Here is a 16,751-nt window from a genome sequence, read left to right on the forward strand (position 1 = left end):
AAAAATGAAAGAAATATTGACAATGAAAAAAGTTACCAAGACATTCGGTTCTGGTCATACAAAGGTCTCAGCTTTGAAAGGAATTGATTTTTATGTAAAGGAAGGGGAATTCGTCAGCATTATTGGTCCTTCTGGTTCAGGTAAAAGTACTTTTCTCACCATTTCAGGAGGATTGCAAACACCGACTTCCGGAGAAATAGTGATCAACGGTCATTCATTAACTGAACTTCCAGAAAAAAAACGAGCAGATCTGCGTTTTCAAGAAATTGGATTTATTCTCCAAAGCTCTAATCTGATTCCTTTTTTAACGGTAAAAGAGCAATTTGAACTAGTTGATCAAGTCACTTCAAAAAAAGATGTTTCCAAAAAAAGCGATTCTTTACTGCAATCTTTAGATATCCAGTCACTAAAGAACAGTTATCCTAGAGATCTTTCTGGTGGGGAAAGACAGAGAGTGGCGATTGCTCGCGCTTTATATAATGAACCGAGCTTGATCTTAGCGGACGAACCAACAGCTAGTTTAGATACCGATCATGCATATGAGGTCGTGAAATTACTGGTTAAGGAAGCTCATGAAAAACAAAAAGCAACTATTATGGTTACTCATGATGTCCGTATGATTCAGTGGAGTGATCGCGTTTATCGAATGGAAGATGGGTACTTGACAGAAGAAGAGAAAGAGAAAAAATGAGTACTTCATGACAAGGATGGGCAATCCACGTATAATCAGAGATAAAGGAGAGATGTGGATGCCAAAAGAAACTTTTTTCAATTTGCCGAAAGCAAAGAAGCAGCGAATCGACGACCTATTGTTAGAGATATTTTGCTCACAGCACATCAGCCAAGTAAAAGTCTCAGAAATTGTTGAGAAAATGGGAATGTCACGCGGCGCTTTTTATAAATATTTTCAAGATTTAGAAGATGCTTATTTGTATACGATCAAAAGCAGTTCTCATATAGTCCATCAAGATATCTTGACATTCATTAGTGAAAACAAACAACATTTCTTTTTAGGGATCGAAAAGTATTTGGAGTGGTGCAGCGATTTAGATCACAATAGTATCTATTGGCAAAGATTATACTTATTGACCCAGAGAAATGATCAGCAGACAACCAAACGCAGAGAGCTAACTGCTGATTCTCCTATGAACGACAAATGGCTAGAATTACTAAAAATTAATCATTTTACCATTCAATCGTCGGAAGAAGCAGTTAGCTTCTTATACTTCTCCATGTCTCTCGTAATGAACTCATTGACGGATCTCATTGCAAATGGCTGGACAAAAGAAGAACTATTAAAAGATTTTCGCTATAAATCTCGTTGGATTGCAAAAGGTATCCAATAAAAAGAAACAGCTATGTCTATTTCTCCTGATATTTTTATCAGGATGGTAGAGTATACATAGCTGTTTTTTGATTGTTTATAGCTCAAATAAGCGGATCAGTTCTTCTTCATTTGCGAATGACACACTATCATCAATCAACATATAAGGAACATGGGTATTCGGAATTGGTTGATTCGTGACGATCAGGTCATACTCAAGAAGATTGTACTTCGAAAGTTGATCTTCAGTGATAGCAGTTGTTTCAGAGTGAATCTTATGCACAGCAAGAACATCACTGACATATTCTTCAATGTATCGACTATGTCGAAGACTTAAGTCACTGACGATCAGTATTTTTTTATCGGAAGTATAATGGTATATTTCAGGATTACCAATAAGCATCCAAAATATATAGCTAGATAAATAATAAATCAAATTTCGATTCAGTAGGGTGGAATAAAATTGAAGTTCTGCACGAAATCCAGCATATAGACGGATATGGCGATGTTGCATCTGTTCCGCAAAGAAAGTGGCACGAATCGTCAGATGAGTCGTATCGTATGGAAAAATACGTGAGAAAAAATAAATTTGAGTTAAGAGTCGAACAACAAATTCTTCGTTTTTTTCTTTGCAATCAGCAGATGAAAATGAACAGTAGGATATATTTTTTCGTATCTGTTCACTGATTTCATTTTTTTCTTTCTCCGAAAATTCCGAAAAAATCGTATTGACAAAATAGTTCACTACTTTTATATAGCTGCTGTACTTCAATTTCCCTAAAAGATTTTTCAAGATCAAAAAGTCTTTTTTATCTATATTTATCAACTTTACATATGGGTCTCCAGCTTTCCATTCGAATGGATTTCCTTGTGATTCCCGCATAAGATGCACAACAAAATACATAATAAAGAAAGATTGCTCATAAGGACTTTCTTCTTGAAATAAATTCAACTGACAATTGTTCTTTGACATAATTTCTTTGATTTTCTTTTTTTCGATTGGAAATGGCAAAGTACGTCTTCCATAGTAGCTTAAAAAGAAAAAGGGCTATTTATCCAATGTTACCAAAACAGACGGTTCGATTCTGACTTCTTGACAGTCCAAAAAGTAATCGAAAGCGGAAAATTAGGGGATATTTTAGAAGTAGAAATGCATTACGATTATTTCAGACCGGAAGTACCAGAAAATACGCATGAATTTTCTACTGCAAACAGCTTATTTATATGGACATGCTTGTCATACAGTAGACCAAGTTCTTTCTTATTTCGGCGAACCAGATGATATCCGTTATGATGTTCGTCAACTATTAGGGAAAGGACGAATGAATGATTACTTCGATTTGGACTTTTTCTACGGAAACATGAAAATTTCGATAAAATCCAGCTATTTCCGTATCAAAGAACGACCAAGTTTCGTCGTTTATGGAAAAAAAGGGATGTTCGTGAAACAAACGAAAGATCGGCAAGAAGAACATCTTAAAATGTTTTATATGCCTGATCATGAAGACTTTGGGATCGACTTGCCCGAACACTACGGTGTATTGACTTATATAGATGAACAAGGGGATTATCATGAAGAAAAAGTGATTTCCGAGGTCGGTGATTATAGTCGCGTCTACGAAGGCATTTACGAGACATTAGTCAATGGCGCTGAAAAAGTCATTAAAGATGAAGAAACAATCTTACAGATGAAAATTTTGGAAGAAGGAATCAAAGGCATTCAAGAATCAGAAAATAAAAGATGAAAACATGACATATTTGTAAGAATCGGGTTTGTTTTTTGACGCACAAACTGTCTTATTGTACGATGAAAAAGTATAGAATTACTAGGAGGAACCAATATGACAAATTATGATGGTGAAAAACACAAACGATTAAGAGGTTCAATGGCCCCTAAAACGGAAGATGAAGTAGCTTTAGCAGGTACTAATTCTGGTGAAACAGAAGATAAAGAAGAATCATTAGCTGGTACAAACTCCGGTGAAACAGAAAACAAAGAAACAGCTTTATCTGGTTCAAATTCTGTAGAAGAAGAATCAGAGCCTAACGAACCTAATCACTTTGAAAAAGATATCGAAAAAGCGGTTGAAGAGGTCAAAGAAAAATTTGAAGAACTGACTTCAAAAAAGAAACACGATCATCATTAATTCATAAAAGCAGGGAGCCATTTGGTCACCTGCTTTTTTTATGTAACCCGATAGAGGTCGTTTGGTACAGTCGTAAAAAAAATCTAACTGTAAGTTGTACCAAATAACCCTCGATTTAAAAGCGGTATCATACTAGAATACAAATAGGAGGTGAACAGCGCTGTGAACTACAAAATTAGTTATCTCCTGAAAACCCCCAGAGAAATCAGTCTAGAAAGAGCAGCCGAGATCATCGAAGTAAATATAGACGAGGCAATCAACCAACTAACTCCCTTTGCCGAATATATGGATGAGACCCATATCCATCTGAAAAAATTTCGAGCGATCGACTGGGCAGAAAAATACGTGAATATCACTCGCTTTGAAGCGGTGTACACCGAACAAGAGCGTAGAGATCTTCTTTATTTGATGGTCTATTCGAATAGCATACCTATTTCTGTATTTCATTTTCAAGACTTTCTTCAGGTTTCTAAAGGAACAGTCCTATCGGATATCAAAAAAGTAAGAAAGGAATTAGAAGGGGAAGAATGTCAGCTGACATATACTAGAAAAGCAGGCTTTAGGCTACTGGGGGCAGAAGTAATATTGAGAAAGGAAGCAAAAAATCGCACCGCTCGTTTAATGCAATCGCTTGCTGGAAGATTTGGTCTCACGTATTTAACCGCAATGCTTTCTCTTGATTGTTATGCAAAAGCTAGAGATTTGTTAGATAACACAATCTCTCTATCAGATCTACGCTTTGCACCCAATCGAATGGATGAGTTAGCGTATTATTTAAGTTTGACCACTAATCGAATGGGGAAAATATCTGTAGAAAAGGTAAAAGATGCTGAACTTTTAGCTTCTCTTGCGATCAATGACATCAGCCGACAAATATTGACTGGCTTAGGCTATTCCGAACATCTAGAGTCAGAGATTCTATTTCTCTCTCTTTGCTTAGCCTCCATTGTTGAAGGAGATATTCAGGAGCCTGCACTTGATTTTTTGCTGGAATGTTCTTCAGAAGTCATCCATCGCATGGAATTCCTGATGGCCGTAGAATTTGATTCATTTCGTGAATTATTGATGAATGTCTTTTATCACTTGGTACCTGCCTATTTTCGTATCTCTTATTCTTTTTACTTGCCAAATGTGATGATTGATCAAATCAAACATCAATATGCTTCCATCTATGAAATGACAAGAAAAGCATTGCGTCCGTTAGAAAAACGGATAGGGAAGAGCATCCCTGAAGAAGAGGTTGGTTTTTTCACTATACTATTCGGCGGAGAAATAAGAAAAGTAGATGAAGAAGAGAGAAATAGAAAAATAAGAGCCGTGATCGTCTGTCCAAGTGGCATTAGCTCTTCATTGATCTTAAAAAGCGAACTTCAGCAATTATTCCCGATGATCCTTTTTACAGAGACCAATTCAGCTGATCGCTTGCACGAGGTTGATGAAACTTCTTACGATATCGTTTTTTCTACTGTGCCTCTCACGCTTACGAATAAGAAAAAGTCACTGTATGTCCTACAACCAATCATGACTGACTTGGAAAAAAACCAGCTGATCAATCAAGTACAAAGAGATTGGCTAATACCAGGATTCTCCATGCCTTCTGCTCAAGAATTGCTAGCTGCGCTACTTCCATATATCGAATTAAAAGAAGGTGTAGATGAAGAAAAGCTCTATCAAGTCTTAAATCGTAAAATGAACAAACTTTTAGAAAAGAAGGAGGATCAACGTCCTATGCTATCTGAATTATTAACAGAAGAAATGATCCAATTATCCGATCAACCAAAAAACTGGCAAGAAGCAATCACACTTGCCGCACAACCGCTATTATTAAAGAATAAAATAGAGGAGAGTTATATCAAAGCGATGATTGAACGTGTGGAGCAGTATGGTGCGTTTATCCACATCGGCGACCACATCGCACTTGCCTTATTAGCAGGTCCTGGATTTGTTGAAAGAGAATTAAGCAATGGAGATAACGCTGTGATCTTTGCATTGATCCAAGCTGGAACATTTACAGCAGGGTTTGTTATCGTCCTTCAAGGGGTTCGGATGGTGTTGGCAGAAATCGTTCCAGCATTCCAAGGAATCGCAAAAAAACTTGTACCTGATTCTAAACCAGCGTTAGATGTCCCTATCGTTTTTCCATATGCACCTAATGCTGTATTGATTGGCTTTTTTGTCAGCTTCTTTGTAGGAACGCTATCGATGTTTGCCATGATAGGCTTGCAGACTACAGTCATCATCCCTGGAGTAGTCGGCCATTTCTTTTGCGGAGCTGCTTCTGGTGTTTTCGGCAACTCGACTGGCGGTAGAAGAGGGGCGGTATTAGGTTCTGCTTTCAATAGTTTATTGATTAGTTGGTTGCCATTATTTATCCTTCCGGTATTAGGAGATCTTAAAATCGCTTCTTCTACATTTGCCGATACTGATTATCTAGTACCAGGACTTGTACTTGGGAAACTAGGAGAATACGGTCAAATGGCATTGACAGTCGGAATCATCGCTTTCTTTTTACTTGTCGTATTATCTAGCTTTCTTTTTGCCGGAAAAAGAACAAACATTGTTTCTAAAGAACAGAATTAAGCAAGCTTCAAAATAAAAACTGCTTGGACAATATCAGAAGACGATTGAATGTTTTCTGATATGTCACAAGCAGTTTTTTGTTTTATGCATTTATTGAAAGTCTTACCCGCGTATTAACTAAACTCAATCAAGAGAAGAAGGAAAAAGTTGATGGCACCATATAGGAGATAAGTTGCTATAAATAGATGTTTTAGTAGTGGCTGTTTCCACTTTTGCCTTCTCTTCATTTGATAAATACTCACTAGTAAGCATACAGTGATAATAGATACGCTGATCTTTCTAACTTGGAAGATTAGCGTCCATAGATGGGAATCCATTGTTAATTGGACACGTGGCAGAAAAAAATAGAGGACACTCAAAAAGACATACTTTATCCAAGATGAACCATTGGACTTATTCTTCATAATATTCACTCATTTCAATAGGTTAGTTAGACAGATAGACTTTTATTTGGTACATATCATAAGGTATATCCGATACTAGTGTACTCATTTCTTATCTTCCAATAAACATATAGAAGGAACAGTTTTTTCATAAACAAGAAAAAGCAGTTCCTTTTTTAAACTTCTTTTATTGTATCCTTTAGATAATGTGATTGAAGAAGGGAGGAGGAGATGAAAATGGTAAAGGCTTGGTTAAGTGGTTTAGCTGCTTACAGCGTTGTTGGACAAACTGATTTATTTTCTGCGTTCGCTATGTACTTGTCTAAGTATCGTTTTGTGTTATGAGGTGCTCTTTTTTTCGTGATTCTATTAACTGTTCTGTTGAGCAAAAAGATGTCCGCAAGTTCAAGTACGAAGAGTAACGCACCTGGTAATAAGGGTTTTCAGAAGCAGCAGCAATATAAAAACTATCGTAAGTGATATTTTCTATCTCTTTAAAGAAATCAAAGGATGATACGGCAACTATTTACTATTTACAATGAGGTGAAGCATGGGAAATTTTGCATTTATCATAACTTTTTTAAGCGAATTTGCTGTCTTAGCACAAAATGAAGGAACTGGTATTTTTGCCACCTTCGTTGCTATGTATCTCATCCGATACGGATTATCCACGTTTTTTGCCGTCTATCTGTTCATTTTTATCGTCAAACAGTTCTATGAATATCTAAAAGGCACCAGTATACGAAAAAACAAACGCCGATTTAAAAGACAGTTAGCTGCATCCTATAAAATACAAAAGAAAACGATCCAAGAAAATTACGAAAAAGGATTGACTGATACGGATAAAGTAAAGAAAAACGTTTATAACAAAACAAAACTTTAGATGGGACAATGAGGGAGCAGAGCAAATGGATATAGGAATTTCAATCGTAAATGAAGGGATATTGATTTTAGGTGCGATTGGCTTTTTATTATGGTTAATTATTTTTGGCTTGGTTTTATTTTCAGTTCTAAAGCGTACAAGGAAAAAGTATAGCTTTGATAAAGGTGGAGCTAAAGTAGCTCCATTAGTGATAGCGTTAGTACTTTTAGTTGTGTTGGCAGGGTACATGGGTGTAATCGTTTATCAGTTATCTGTTGTACGTATTTAGGAATTCGTTTCCATCAAAAATTATAATAACAGCTATTATAATTAACATATTGATAAAATGAATAAACAAGACTATAATTTCCATGAAAGTAACAAATAGTTATGAAAAAGGAGCTGTTTATTCATGAAAAAAACAAGTCGTAAAGTAGTAATCGTCGGTACAGGTTTTGTTGGAACAAGTATCGCTTATGCAATGATCAACCAAGGAATCTCTAATGAATTAGTCTTGATCGATGTGAACCAAGAAAAAGCAGAAGGGGAAGCACTGGATCTTTTAGATGGTATGGCTTGGGGCGATGAAAACGTTGCTGTATGGTCAGGCGGTTATGAAGAATGTAAAGATGCAGATATCGTTGTTATCACAGCTGGTATCAACCAAAAACCTGGCCAATCTCGTTTAGATTTAGTTAAGACAAATGCGTCAATCATGCGCCAAATCGTCAAAGAAATCATGGGATCAGGATTCGACGGAATTATCGTTGTTGCTTCAAATCCAGTGGATATTTTGACATATATCGCTTGGAACGAGTCAGGCCTGCCAACATCACGTGTTATCGGTACTGGTACAACATTGGATACAACTCGTTTCCGTAAAGAAATCGCATTGAAATTAAAAGTAGACCCACGTAGCGTTCACGGCTATATCTTAGGTGAACATGGTGATTCAGAAGTTGCTGCATGGTCACATACAACTGTTGGTGGTAAACCAGTTTTTGAAATTGTAGAAAAAGATCATCGTATCGCAAAAGACGAATTAGATGTAATTGCTGATAAAGTTCGTAATGCTGCTTATGAGATCATTGATCGTAAAAAAGCAACTTATTATGGTATTGGTATGAGTACTGCACGTATCGTAAAAGCTATCTTGAATAACGAACAAGCTGTATTGCCTGTATCTGCTTACTTAACTGGTGAATACAACGAAAAAGATATCTTTACAGGTGTGCCATCAATCGTTGACGAAAATGGTGTTCGTGAAGTTGTTGAATTGTCCATCAACGAAGAAGAAAAAGCAATGTTCAGCAAATCAACAAGTGCTTTAAGAGAAGTATTGAACACTGTATTATAAGAAATAATGAGTAAGAACTAAAAAATCAAAACCTGCTTAACAGATATTTCAGCTGTTAAGCAGGTTTTTTATTGATATCTATAGGTAAGCAAATAAACGGAATGATTATAATCGATTCGGTCGAAAATGATCCATACGTATGAAATGTAATCTGCTGATTAAATAATCGAATCGATATCAATGACAACTAAAACTTAAGTAAATGATTTATCTATGTGATTAAAAATCCTTCAGTGATGGCAAATATAAATACAGTGAGTCGTAATCTGATTAACTGTATAAAGAAAATGGTTTTTATCATTTAATTAAACGCTGAAAAAGTAAGAAAAACTGCAAAATTTTTTTATAATTTTGCACAAGTAGATTTTGATGGAAAAACGACGATTTTTAATAAAAAACCGTTCGAGAGAGGCTTACTATTTTTTAAATCTACTTTGTATAATATATATTATGTAAACTAAAATATATAAAAAATCAATCCACTAGTTCTAAACCACTATTTCCTACTCTTCACACTTTTGTATTCCTTTTAAATCAATTATTTCAAAATTAATCCATATTTTTATGAAAAAACTATTTTGTATGAACAACCATACAAAAAATCAGCATATTCTTTAATGACATGCTGATCGAATGGAGAAATAAATTTTTTTAATTCGTTCATTTTATTGCGGTTTGTCGTAAATAATTGGTTATCTTGGACTTCAGTGAATCGAAATCCAATGAACTAGTGGTAATCATTATAATAAAATCAACAGCTTCTTGACGAGAAAAAGCAACTGAACAATTATTCAATTGAAGAAACAACAGCATGGCAACAAGAGCAGTTCGTTTATTACCATTATGAAAAGGATGTTTTTTAGCTAAATTAATTGCTAAAATTGCCGCTTTTTCATAGACTTCGGGATAGAGTTCTTGATTAAATACTGCTTGTGAAGGCTGTTTAACTGCCATATCTAATGCATTGGCATCTTTTATACCAATCATTTCGCCTGGTGAGTAACGTAAAATAACTTTTGCGTTGATTTTGATAATTTCTTTAGTCGAAAGATACCTCATAAATCAACCAAATCTTTTAACGCGTCTTCATATTGATTCATGATCGAATCAACTAATAAATCAATATCAGGTTCTTCTTGTGCTTTGATCATTCGTACAGAACCATCAGATTGAAAAACATAACTGATTGCGTCACCCGTCTGCACACCCATGAATTCTTTTACTTCTGGTGGGATAGTTGTTACATCGCTATTGCCGGATTTTCTAATTTTATACTTTTTCATTTTTTTCATATTTCGCCACCCTCTATATTCTATATCATTCTATAGTAAGTACATTATATCTAAGTATATACATTTAATCAATGTATATACTATTGATTTACTTTTTCTTACGGAAAAACGAAAAAGAAAAAAGTTAAAAGAGTTTGTGACATGACTTTTGTCACAAACTCTCGTATTTTTAACCAAAATATTGATGGAATACTTGTGTAATAACTGGTAGGAAATAAATAATGATCATAGCCCCTACCACCATCAACAATTGTTTACGCTGTTTCTTTCGCTTCAACATGCTTGTCGTTTTATGAAAAAAATAAGTAGCGCTTTTAGCTCCTGCAGTCAAAGTCGATAAAATCAGCGTTGGTGAATATGCTGTTTGATTGTGCGTCAATGACAGCAACTTCGTCCCGTAATCAGGATACTTGAGAAATGCTTGGTACACAGCCACAATCGTGATTGCTCCCATAAGATAATTTAAAAATGAATGCACTTTTTTCAAATAAAAAAACTCCTTGCTATCTATATAAAATCAGCCTACCCCAACATTTTTGCTTGATTGACTGATATTTTTTTGGTTTTATTGGTATTTATATTCTCACTTTTCGGAATAAATATTCTGCTATTTCATTGTTTTCATTTACTCTACTTCGTTTTCATTATTTTTTCTTGATGTTTCTTTGTTTCCATCAACTGCTTTTGTTCCGCTGTTTTCGATCCATGGAAAAGAAAAACCGATCGTCATATCTTCTTTTAATACTAAAACTGCATCGAATTTTCCTTTTTTACCAGTAAAACCTTTGACCACTTTACTTGTCTTTCCTTTTGAAAGCAAATCTCTGAGATTTGTTTTAGTCAGCTTCTTTTTAGCTACTGTTGGCCACAATTTGAAGTCGCATTCCGGGTTCAAACATGTAGCGATTTTAGGATAAAGCATGACTATCCCTTTTTTACATTTTGGACATCTTCCTAATTGATCGTTTTTCTTCTCCATCGCTTTTATCTGGCGTGTTCCGCTGATTTCATCTGAGAAATCTACCTTATCGATTTGATTAGGTACTTCTGCCAATAAATGTAAGATGAATTTTTTGATGTTTTCTAAAAAAACAGATGGCGTCCCTTCTTGGTTACCAATTTTTCTCAAGTATCCTTCCCAGCGTGCAGTCATTTCTGCACTTGTCAGCAATGGTTCATTAGCTACTGCCTTACAAAGAGTGATTCCTTTTGGCGTAACGATTATTTCGTTTTTATTGACTTCGATGTAATGTTTCTGCTTAAGATTTTCAATGATATTGGCCCGTGTAGCTTCGGTCCCTATTCCTTCTACTTCTTTGAGGATTTCTTGCGCTTCATCATTATCCAGCGTTTTTCCCGCAGTTTTCATTGCTGTGATCAAGGTTCCTTCGGTATAGGGTTTCGGAGGTTGTGTTTCTTTCTCCATACTTTTCAGCTCTACTTCTGCTTCTTCATTTTCTACGATAGGAGGAAGCGTCTGAGCTTCTTTCTTTTTTGACTTGATGCGCAAGATTTCCTGCCACCCTTGCTGTAATGGGATCTTTCCGGTGCTTTTTAGCTTTAATTGCTGTACACCCGTCGTGACAGTCGTCTCTTCATAAATATAATCTGCGGCAAACATAGCCACAGTGGTACGTAAGACTTGCAAATAGATTGCTTGCTGTAATTTAGATAGCTTCGCAAAGCGTGCAGGAGTCGGAATCGTCTTTGTCGGAATGATTGCGTGATGTTCTTGAACTTTTTTCGCATCGACATACCGTTTCTTTGCTCTGATCTCAGTTGTCTGTACTTCTTCTATTCCTAAAAACTTTTTATAGTTTTGCAGATGTTTAACCAGATACTGATGCTCATTTTCTGTGATATAAAAGGAATCCGTTCTTGGATAGCTTAGAAATTTGCTTTCATACAATCCTTGAGCAGCATCAAGTGTGGCTTTAGCACTTGCTTTCATTAGCTGATTCATCTTTGTCTGCAAACTAGATAGCGAAAATAAACGTGGGCTATGCAACCTCTTTTCCTTTTTCGTAACTTCAAGAATCCGTCCGTTTTGCTTACCTAAATGCGCTCCGAGTCTCTCTATTTCCTTTGTTAACTCTTCTTGTGTTTTAAATGCTTTTTTTGGTACGATTTTTCCTGAAAACTGTCCTTTGTTTGTCGTAATTAAACCTTCTCCTTCAAAGTACGTTTCTTTTTTGAAGTGTTTGATTTCTTCTTGCAGCTGATAAATCATGTAAAGTGTCGGCGTTTGTACACGACCAAGAGAAAAACTACCATCAATCCCTTTTCGTTGAAGCAGTAAGCTATATAATGGGCTTCCGTTCATTCCAATCAGCCAATCAGCATTCTGCCTTGCTTGCGCTTCTTTATATTTTGGAAAATAGTTCTTTCCAGGTTGGAGATTCTTAAAACCTTCATATATTGCTTCTTTTTCAAGAGAATTGATCCATAAACGTAAATAGTTCTTTTCTTTAGAAAAGGCGTTTGCTTGACGAATAATCGACCACGCGATGGCTTCACCTTCTCTATCACCATCTGTTGCAATAATGATGGTATTGGCTGACTGTAACTCTCGCTTTACAATCGAAAATTGTGCACGTTTGTCCCTTGGAACTTCGTAACGGAAGGTTTCTGGGAAAATAGGCAAATTTTCTAAAGACCATTTTGCCCAACGCTCTTCATAAGCTCCTGGGGCAACCATATCTACCAGATGTCCAAAACCATAAGTGATGGTTACTTCACCAGCAAACAATGGATCGCTGATTTCATAATACCCTTCATGCCGCTTTCGCTGTTGGAAGGTTTCGGCATAGGCTTTTGCTTGTGAAGGTTTTTCAGCTAGTATCACCGTCTTCATCTTCTGACCTCCGTTACTTGATTTTTTGCGGACTTCTCTATTATGGAACATATTTTCGCATCTGGCAATAAAAAAAAGATACCGTATAGTCGAAATAGGCACAAAAAACATCAAGCAAGCAAACGATGTTCCGTTTGCTGCTTGATGTTTCTAGAAAATATTCATCTTTAGCTGTCACTCTTGGTTAATCTGCCAATTGATGCCAAATCGATCAGTTACCATCCCATACAACTGAGCCCACGGAACAGCATCCAGCGGCATCTCAATCTTACCACCTTCAGCTAAGCTTTCAAATAGACGCTTCGTTTCTTCTTCATTTCTTGTTTGGATGACTAAAGAAACATTATTTCCAACAACTAATTCAGGACCAATTCTTTCTGGCATATCTGCAAACATAACTAATGTATCATAAATGTTCAACCGTGCATTCGTGATTAGATTTTTTGCTTCTTCTGGCAAGTTCATTTGTTCTATTCTAGGCATTTCACCGTATGTGGTGATACCTGATGCTTCAGTCTCAAAAACTTTTTTCATAAAAAGCGATGGCTTCACGAGACTCATTTTTGAAGTTCAGATAGATATCCAATGTAAACAGCTCCTTTCTTGGTTATAATCTATTATAAGAAAGCGTTTTTTACGAGTGAATCGTTTGATTGATTCATGACAAAAGCCTTGTCGCAACTTCTTCTTAATCTTTTTTATGATCATTTATTCAAAAAATCTGTAATAGCTGATTGATTCATTTGATTATCAATTTCAAGAATGCTACCAGCATAATCACTTTGCCCATAATTCCACGAACCGTCTACTGGCACACTTATTCGATCAATGCCACCAGCTCCTCGTGCAATCGAAAAGAGGTTTTTCGTCAAGAACCAAGCAGTGACATCTGTGGATGTATACCCTAAAGCTTTACCAGCTGCATAAGGTGCACGAATCAGATTCAATGGATTCTTCAATTGGCTGAAAATAGCGTTCATTACTTGCTGTTGGCGTCTGACACGGCCAAAGTCTCCTTCTTCATCCATTCGGAAACGTGCGTACTGCAAAAGAACATGTCCATCCATCTTCTGGACCCCTTTTTTAATATCTACACCATCCAGATTCAGATCTTTTTCTGCATCGATCTTCACTCCGTTCATGAACAAGGCATCGATCACTTTTTCAAACGATTTGAAATCGACTTTCGCATAGTATTGACAATTGATTCCAAAATTTTCTACTAAAGTTTGACGCACTAGATCGGCTCCTCCGTATGCATAAGCTGAATTGATCTTATTTTGTCCTACCCCTGGGATCGTAACGAAGCTGTCACGCATAAAAGAAATCAGTTTCGGCTTATGGGAAGGACCATCCAACTGTAAGACCATGATCGTATCAGCTCGTCCAGCATCTTCTCCGCGTGTATCACTCCCAAGAATCAAAATATTATGCGCACCATTTGTCGCTTTTTGCCCATGAAAGGTTTCTGAAGTCGCTGCCTCTAAGCTTGTGTCATGTTCAGCTACATATTTACCAATAAAAAATGAGATACCTGAATAAAGGATCAAAACAAGCAAAATCGATAGAATGATTTTTTTCCACGATCGCTTTCTTCGAGATTTCAACGGTTTGTTCTTCTTTTGCCGATTGAAAAATTTTTTATTTTTTTGTTGTTCTTCTGTTCTTGGTGCATCTCTATATATCTGTTGTTCGTGTTGGTTCAAATGTTCAAATGAGTGCTGCTCTCTTTCATAAATACGGGTAGCATCTTCCTCATTTCCCATACGCGTTCGTTTTCGTTCTCTTCTAGCAAAAATACTCCCCGTATCCCGCTTCAGAGGTTTCGCCTTCTTATGGATGTCCTTATAGCGATCCATCCGACTCATTGTGGTTCCTCCTCGTTTCTTACTGATAAATAAAGGATACGATAACCAATCGACAAAAGCTTATCATTTTTTGATAATTTAATAAAAAATAACGAAATAAATGCTTCGATACATAAAGAATTACTTTTCTTGAGACCGTTTATGCGAGAATAAAAAATCTTTATCTATTATCCTTTTTTAATCAAACAGTTTTTCAATCACATGGATCGGCATCTTTTCCTTTGTCCATAATTCAAACGCGATTGCTCCTTGGTAGATCAACATGCCAAGTCCATTGTATCCTTTTGCTCCTACTTTTTTTGCTTCTTTTAATAAACGTGTTTCTCTAGGTGCATAAATCAAATCAAAAACCGCTAGTTTCTCATGCATCATGTTTATATCTAAGAGCAGTGACTGATCGATTTTCTTTCCCATCCCGATATCTGTTGCATTGACTAGAAGGCAGCTTTCTTTCAAGTCTTTTCTTAATTGATACGTATCGGCAAAATCACGAACTTTTATCTCGCAAGAAGTTCGATAGCTGAGTTGTTCGAATGTTTCTTTTACTTGAGCGAATGTTTGATTGTTTCGTTTATAAACTACAATTTCCTTAGCACCGTCTAACGCCGCTTGAACAGTGACTGCCTTTGCTGCCCCTCCAGCGCCCAGCAGAGTCACTTTTTTCTTTTTGACCGAAATCCCAGCTTCTTGTACGGATTGCATGAAGCCCGCACCATCGGTATTATAGCCAATCAAACGACCTTTTTCGTGCACGATCGTATTCACTGCTCCAATCAATTGTGCTTCCTGGCTTACCTCATCCAGATAAGGAATAACCGCTGTTTTATTCGGCATCGAAAGGTTCACACCTAACATATCAAAAGTTCGTATACTTTCGACTGCTTGCTTCAAATTCATTGGGTTTACTTTGAAAGCTAAATACACCGCATCGATGTTGTTTGCTTCAAAAGCAGTATTGTGCATCAATGGAGATAAACTGTGAGAAGCTGGATCAGCAAAGAGTCCAGCTAATTTGGTTTGTCCAGAAATCATCTTATTCCTCCTTTGTTCTTACTTCAATAAAAAAAGCCACTTAGCGTTTGATACGAAAAAGTACGAAACGTCTAGGTGGCAAAGTAGCAAATTCTTTTCTCATCGTTCACTTGTCAGAGCAAAGAATATTCTATTTAATTGTTAAAATCATTGACTACGTGATCCTACAAAACACCCAAATATGTTCCAATTGTTTATTGTTTTAAGTATAGGATGAATCAAAGGAAGATGTCAATGAGTTTTCAAGTCCTTCTACTGAAAGGAGACTTTCTGTCGAAATCAATCTACTACTTCTTCAAAGAACTGCAAAAGGTCGCCCATTGTCAAATGTTGCTTTTCTTTTTCAGAAAGATCCTGAACAATTTTTCCTTTTTGGAGTACGATCAGACGATTTCCGTATTTCAAGGCGTCTTCCATTCGATGCGTGATCATGAGACAAGTCAATTTTTGTTCATTGATCCGCTGATTTGTTAACTGCATTAATGCTTTAGCTGTTTTAGGATCTAAAGCGGCAGTATGTTCATCTAATAACAGTAATTCAGGAGCCGTGATCGTCGCCATCAGCAAACTTAATGCTTGGCGTTGACCGCCAGATAATTCCCCTGCTGGAGTATCCAAATGTTGTTCTAGGCCATTACCGACTTCTTGACATAGTCTGAAAAAATCTTCTTTTTGATTTTTCAAGTTACGTAAACGGAATTTCCGCTTTTGCCCTCTTTTTTGTGCAAGTAGCAGATTTTCTGCTACAGTCATCCGGGGAGCCGTTCCCATCTTAGGGTCTTGGAAAACCCGAGAAAGGAATCGTGCTCTTTTTTCTTCTGAATCTTTTGTAATCAGCTGGTCTTTAAAAGAGATCGATCCTTGACTGAGTTGAAGCGTACCAGCGATGGTATTGAACAGTGTGCTTTTTCCAGCACCATTCCCGCCAAGAACAGTGATAAAGTCCCCTTCTCTGATTGTAAGGTTGATTTCATCCAATAGTACTTTCTCTTCATTCATTCCATTGTTTACGACTTTTCTGCCGTTTTTGATTGTCAATATATCTGTCATTA

Annotated in this window: 15 protein-coding genes and 2 pseudogenes; 8 read left to right on the plus strand and 9 right to left on the minus strand. The window is 36.5% G+C overall.

The annotated features are described in order from the left end of the window. The first annotated feature begins 4 nt into the window (after positions 1-4). Positions 5-691: an ABC transporter ATP-binding protein gene (locus IGK53_RS06550; protein ID WP_002329199.1), complete on the plus strand. Its 687-nt coding sequence runs from the start codon at positions 5-7 to the stop codon at positions 689-691. 7 nt (positions 692-698) lie between these two features. Beyond that, entirely contained in the window at positions 699-1,346 is a 648-nt protein-coding gene (locus IGK53_RS06555; RefSeq protein WP_002315018.1) for a TetR/AcrR family transcriptional regulator, read from the plus strand. A gap of 75 nt (positions 1,347-1,421) precedes the next feature. Here IGK53_RS06555 and IGK53_RS06560 read toward each other — a convergent pair whose 3' ends face one another. After that, positions 1,422-2,228, minus strand: a complete 807-nt coding sequence (locus tag IGK53_RS06560) for a M protein trans-acting positive regulator (RefSeq protein ID WP_430605044.1) — start codon at positions 2,226-2,228, stop codon at positions 1,422-1,424. Positions 2,229-2,360: 132 nt separating this feature from the next. On the opposite strand from IGK53_RS06560, the pseudogene IGK53_RS06565 reads away from it, so the two are divergent. The 6 genes and pseudogenes from IGK53_RS06565 to IGK53_RS06590 all read left to right on the plus strand — a co-directional run. Continuing rightward, a pseudogene (locus tag IGK53_RS06565) lies at positions 2,361-3,069 on the plus strand (Gfo/Idh/MocA family oxidoreductase); the annotation flags it as partial. A gap of 96 nt (positions 3,070-3,165) precedes the next feature. After that, the gene (locus IGK53_RS06570) at positions 3,166-3,471 is read left to right on the plus strand and encodes a hypothetical protein (RefSeq protein ID WP_002329195.1); all 306 of its coding nucleotides are present in this window, start codon (positions 3,166-3,168) and stop codon (positions 3,469-3,471) included. A gap of 162 nt (positions 3,472-3,633) precedes the next feature. After that, positions 3,634-6,051 (plus strand): PTS transporter subunit IIC, encoded by a 2,418-nt coding sequence (locus tag IGK53_RS06575; RefSeq protein ID WP_430604665.1) that lies wholly within the window; start codon positions 3,634-3,636, stop codon positions 6,049-6,051. Between the two features lie 933 nt (positions 6,052-6,984). Then, a complete protein-coding gene (locus IGK53_RS06580; protein ID WP_002309277.1) occupies positions 6,985-7,317 on the plus strand; it encodes a hypothetical protein in 333 nt (110 codons plus the stop codon). 25 nt (positions 7,318-7,342) lie between these two features. Beyond that, positions 7,343-7,585 carry a hypothetical protein gene (locus IGK53_RS06585; RefSeq protein WP_002329193.1) on the plus strand — a complete coding sequence of 81 codons (243 nt, stop codon included), beginning with the start codon at positions 7,343-7,345 and terminating at the stop codon, positions 7,583-7,585. Positions 7,586-7,708: 123 nt separating this feature from the next. After that, the gene (locus IGK53_RS06590) at positions 7,709-8,653 is read left to right on the plus strand and encodes an L-lactate dehydrogenase (RefSeq protein WP_002329192.1); all 945 of its coding nucleotides are present in this window, start codon (positions 7,709-7,711) and stop codon (positions 8,651-8,653) included. 660 nt (positions 8,654-9,313) lie between these two features. Here the strand turns inward: IGK53_RS06590 and IGK53_RS06595 are convergent. From IGK53_RS06595 to IGK53_RS06630, 8 genes and pseudogenes are all read right to left on the minus strand, one after another. After that, on the minus strand, positions 9,314-9,712 hold the full coding sequence (locus IGK53_RS06595; RefSeq protein ID WP_002329191.1) for a type II toxin-antitoxin system death-on-curing family toxin: 399 nt from the start codon (positions 9,710-9,712) through the stop codon (positions 9,314-9,316). Then, complete coding sequence (locus IGK53_RS06600) at positions 9,709-9,945, minus strand: AbrB/MazE/SpoVT family DNA-binding domain-containing protein (protein ID WP_002309281.1); 237 nt, start codon at positions 9,943-9,945, stop codon at positions 9,709-9,711. The genes IGK53_RS06595 and IGK53_RS06600 overlap by 4 nt, the downstream gene beginning before the upstream one ends. 169 nt (positions 9,946-10,114) lie before the next feature. Then, positions 10,115-10,399 (minus strand): hypothetical protein, encoded by a 285-nt coding sequence (locus IGK53_RS06605; RefSeq protein WP_002313773.1) that lies wholly within the window; start codon positions 10,397-10,399, stop codon positions 10,115-10,117. Positions 10,400-10,570: 171 nt separating this feature from the next. Continuing rightward, positions 10,571-12,799, minus strand: coding sequence for a type IA DNA topoisomerase (topB, locus tag IGK53_RS06610; RefSeq protein ID WP_002329190.1), 2,229 nt, complete (start codon positions 12,797-12,799; stop codon positions 10,571-10,573). A gap of 174 nt (positions 12,800-12,973) precedes the next feature. Continuing rightward, positions 12,974-13,385 (minus strand): annotated as a pseudogene (locus tag IGK53_RS06615) (VOC family protein). A 118-nt stretch (positions 13,386-13,503) separates the two neighbouring features. Next, on the minus strand, positions 13,504-14,667 hold the full coding sequence (locus IGK53_RS06620; protein ID WP_430604666.1) for an LCP family protein: 1,164 nt from the start codon (positions 14,665-14,667) through the stop codon (positions 13,504-13,506). Positions 14,668-14,844: 177 nt separating this feature from the next. Then, on the minus strand, positions 14,845-15,699 hold the full coding sequence (gene aroE / locus IGK53_RS06625) for a shikimate dehydrogenase (RefSeq protein ID WP_430604667.1): 855 nt from the start codon (positions 15,697-15,699) through the stop codon (positions 14,845-14,847). Between the two features lie 279 nt (positions 15,700-15,978). Beyond that, complete coding sequence (locus IGK53_RS06630; protein ID WP_002309294.1) at positions 15,979-16,749, minus strand: ABC transporter ATP-binding protein; 771 nt, start codon at positions 16,747-16,749, stop codon at positions 15,979-15,981. Positions 16,750-16,751: the final 2 nt, after the last annotated feature.

Origin of the sequence: Enterococcus sp. DIV1224 (assembly GCF_050555455.1) — a bacterium.
Classification (GTDB): domain Bacteria; phylum Bacillota; class Bacilli; order Lactobacillales; family Enterococcaceae; genus Enterococcus_B; species Enterococcus_B lactis.

Excerpts from the sequence above, each read along its gene's own strand:
- IGK53_RS06550 (WP_002329199.1), top strand. The coding sequence starts at position 5 with ATGAAAGAAATATTGACAATGAAAAAAGTTACCAAGACATTCGGTTCT.
- IGK53_RS06570 (WP_002329195.1), top strand. The coding sequence starts at position 3,166 with ATGACAAATTATGATGGTGAAAAACACAAACGATTAAGAGGTTCAATG.
- IGK53_RS06630 (WP_002309294.1), bottom strand. The coding sequence starts at position 16,749 with ATGACAGATATATTGACAATCAAAAACGGCAGAAAAGTCGTAAACAAT.
- IGK53_RS06560 (WP_430605044.1), bottom strand. The coding sequence starts at position 2,228 with ATGTATTTTGTTGTGCATCTTATGCGGGAATCACAAGGAAATCCATTC.
- aroE (WP_430604667.1), bottom strand. The coding sequence starts at position 15,699 with ATGATTTCTGGACAAACCAAATTAGCTGGACTCTTTGCTGATCCAGCT.
- IGK53_RS06620 (WP_430604666.1), bottom strand. The coding sequence starts at position 14,667 with ATGAGTCGGATGGATCGCTATAAGGACATCCATAAGAAGGCGAAACCT.
- IGK53_RS06605 (WP_002313773.1), bottom strand. The coding sequence starts at position 10,399 with ATGGGAGCAATCACGATTGTGGCTGTGTACCAAGCATTTCTCAAGTAT.
- IGK53_RS06590 (WP_002329192.1), top strand. The coding sequence starts at position 7,709 with ATGAAAAAAACAAGTCGTAAAGTAGTAATCGTCGGTACAGGTTTTGTT.
- IGK53_RS06585 (WP_002329193.1), top strand. The coding sequence starts at position 7,343 with ATGGATATAGGAATTTCAATCGTAAATGAAGGGATATTGATTTTAGGT.
- topB (WP_002329190.1), bottom strand. The coding sequence starts at position 12,799 with ATGAAGACGGTGATACTAGCTGAAAAACCTTCACAAGCAAAAGCCTAT.
- IGK53_RS06600 (WP_002309281.1), bottom strand. The coding sequence starts at position 9,945 with ATGAAAAAAATGAAAAAGTATAAAATTAGAAAATCCGGCAATAGCGAT.
- IGK53_RS06580 (WP_002309277.1), top strand. The coding sequence starts at position 6,985 with ATGGGAAATTTTGCATTTATCATAACTTTTTTAAGCGAATTTGCTGTC.
- IGK53_RS06555 (WP_002315018.1), top strand. The coding sequence starts at position 699 with ATGACAAGGATGGGCAATCCACGTATAATCAGAGATAAAGGAGAGATG.
- IGK53_RS06595 (WP_002329191.1), bottom strand. The coding sequence starts at position 9,712 with ATGAGGTATCTTTCGACTAAAGAAATTATCAAAATCAACGCAAAAGTT.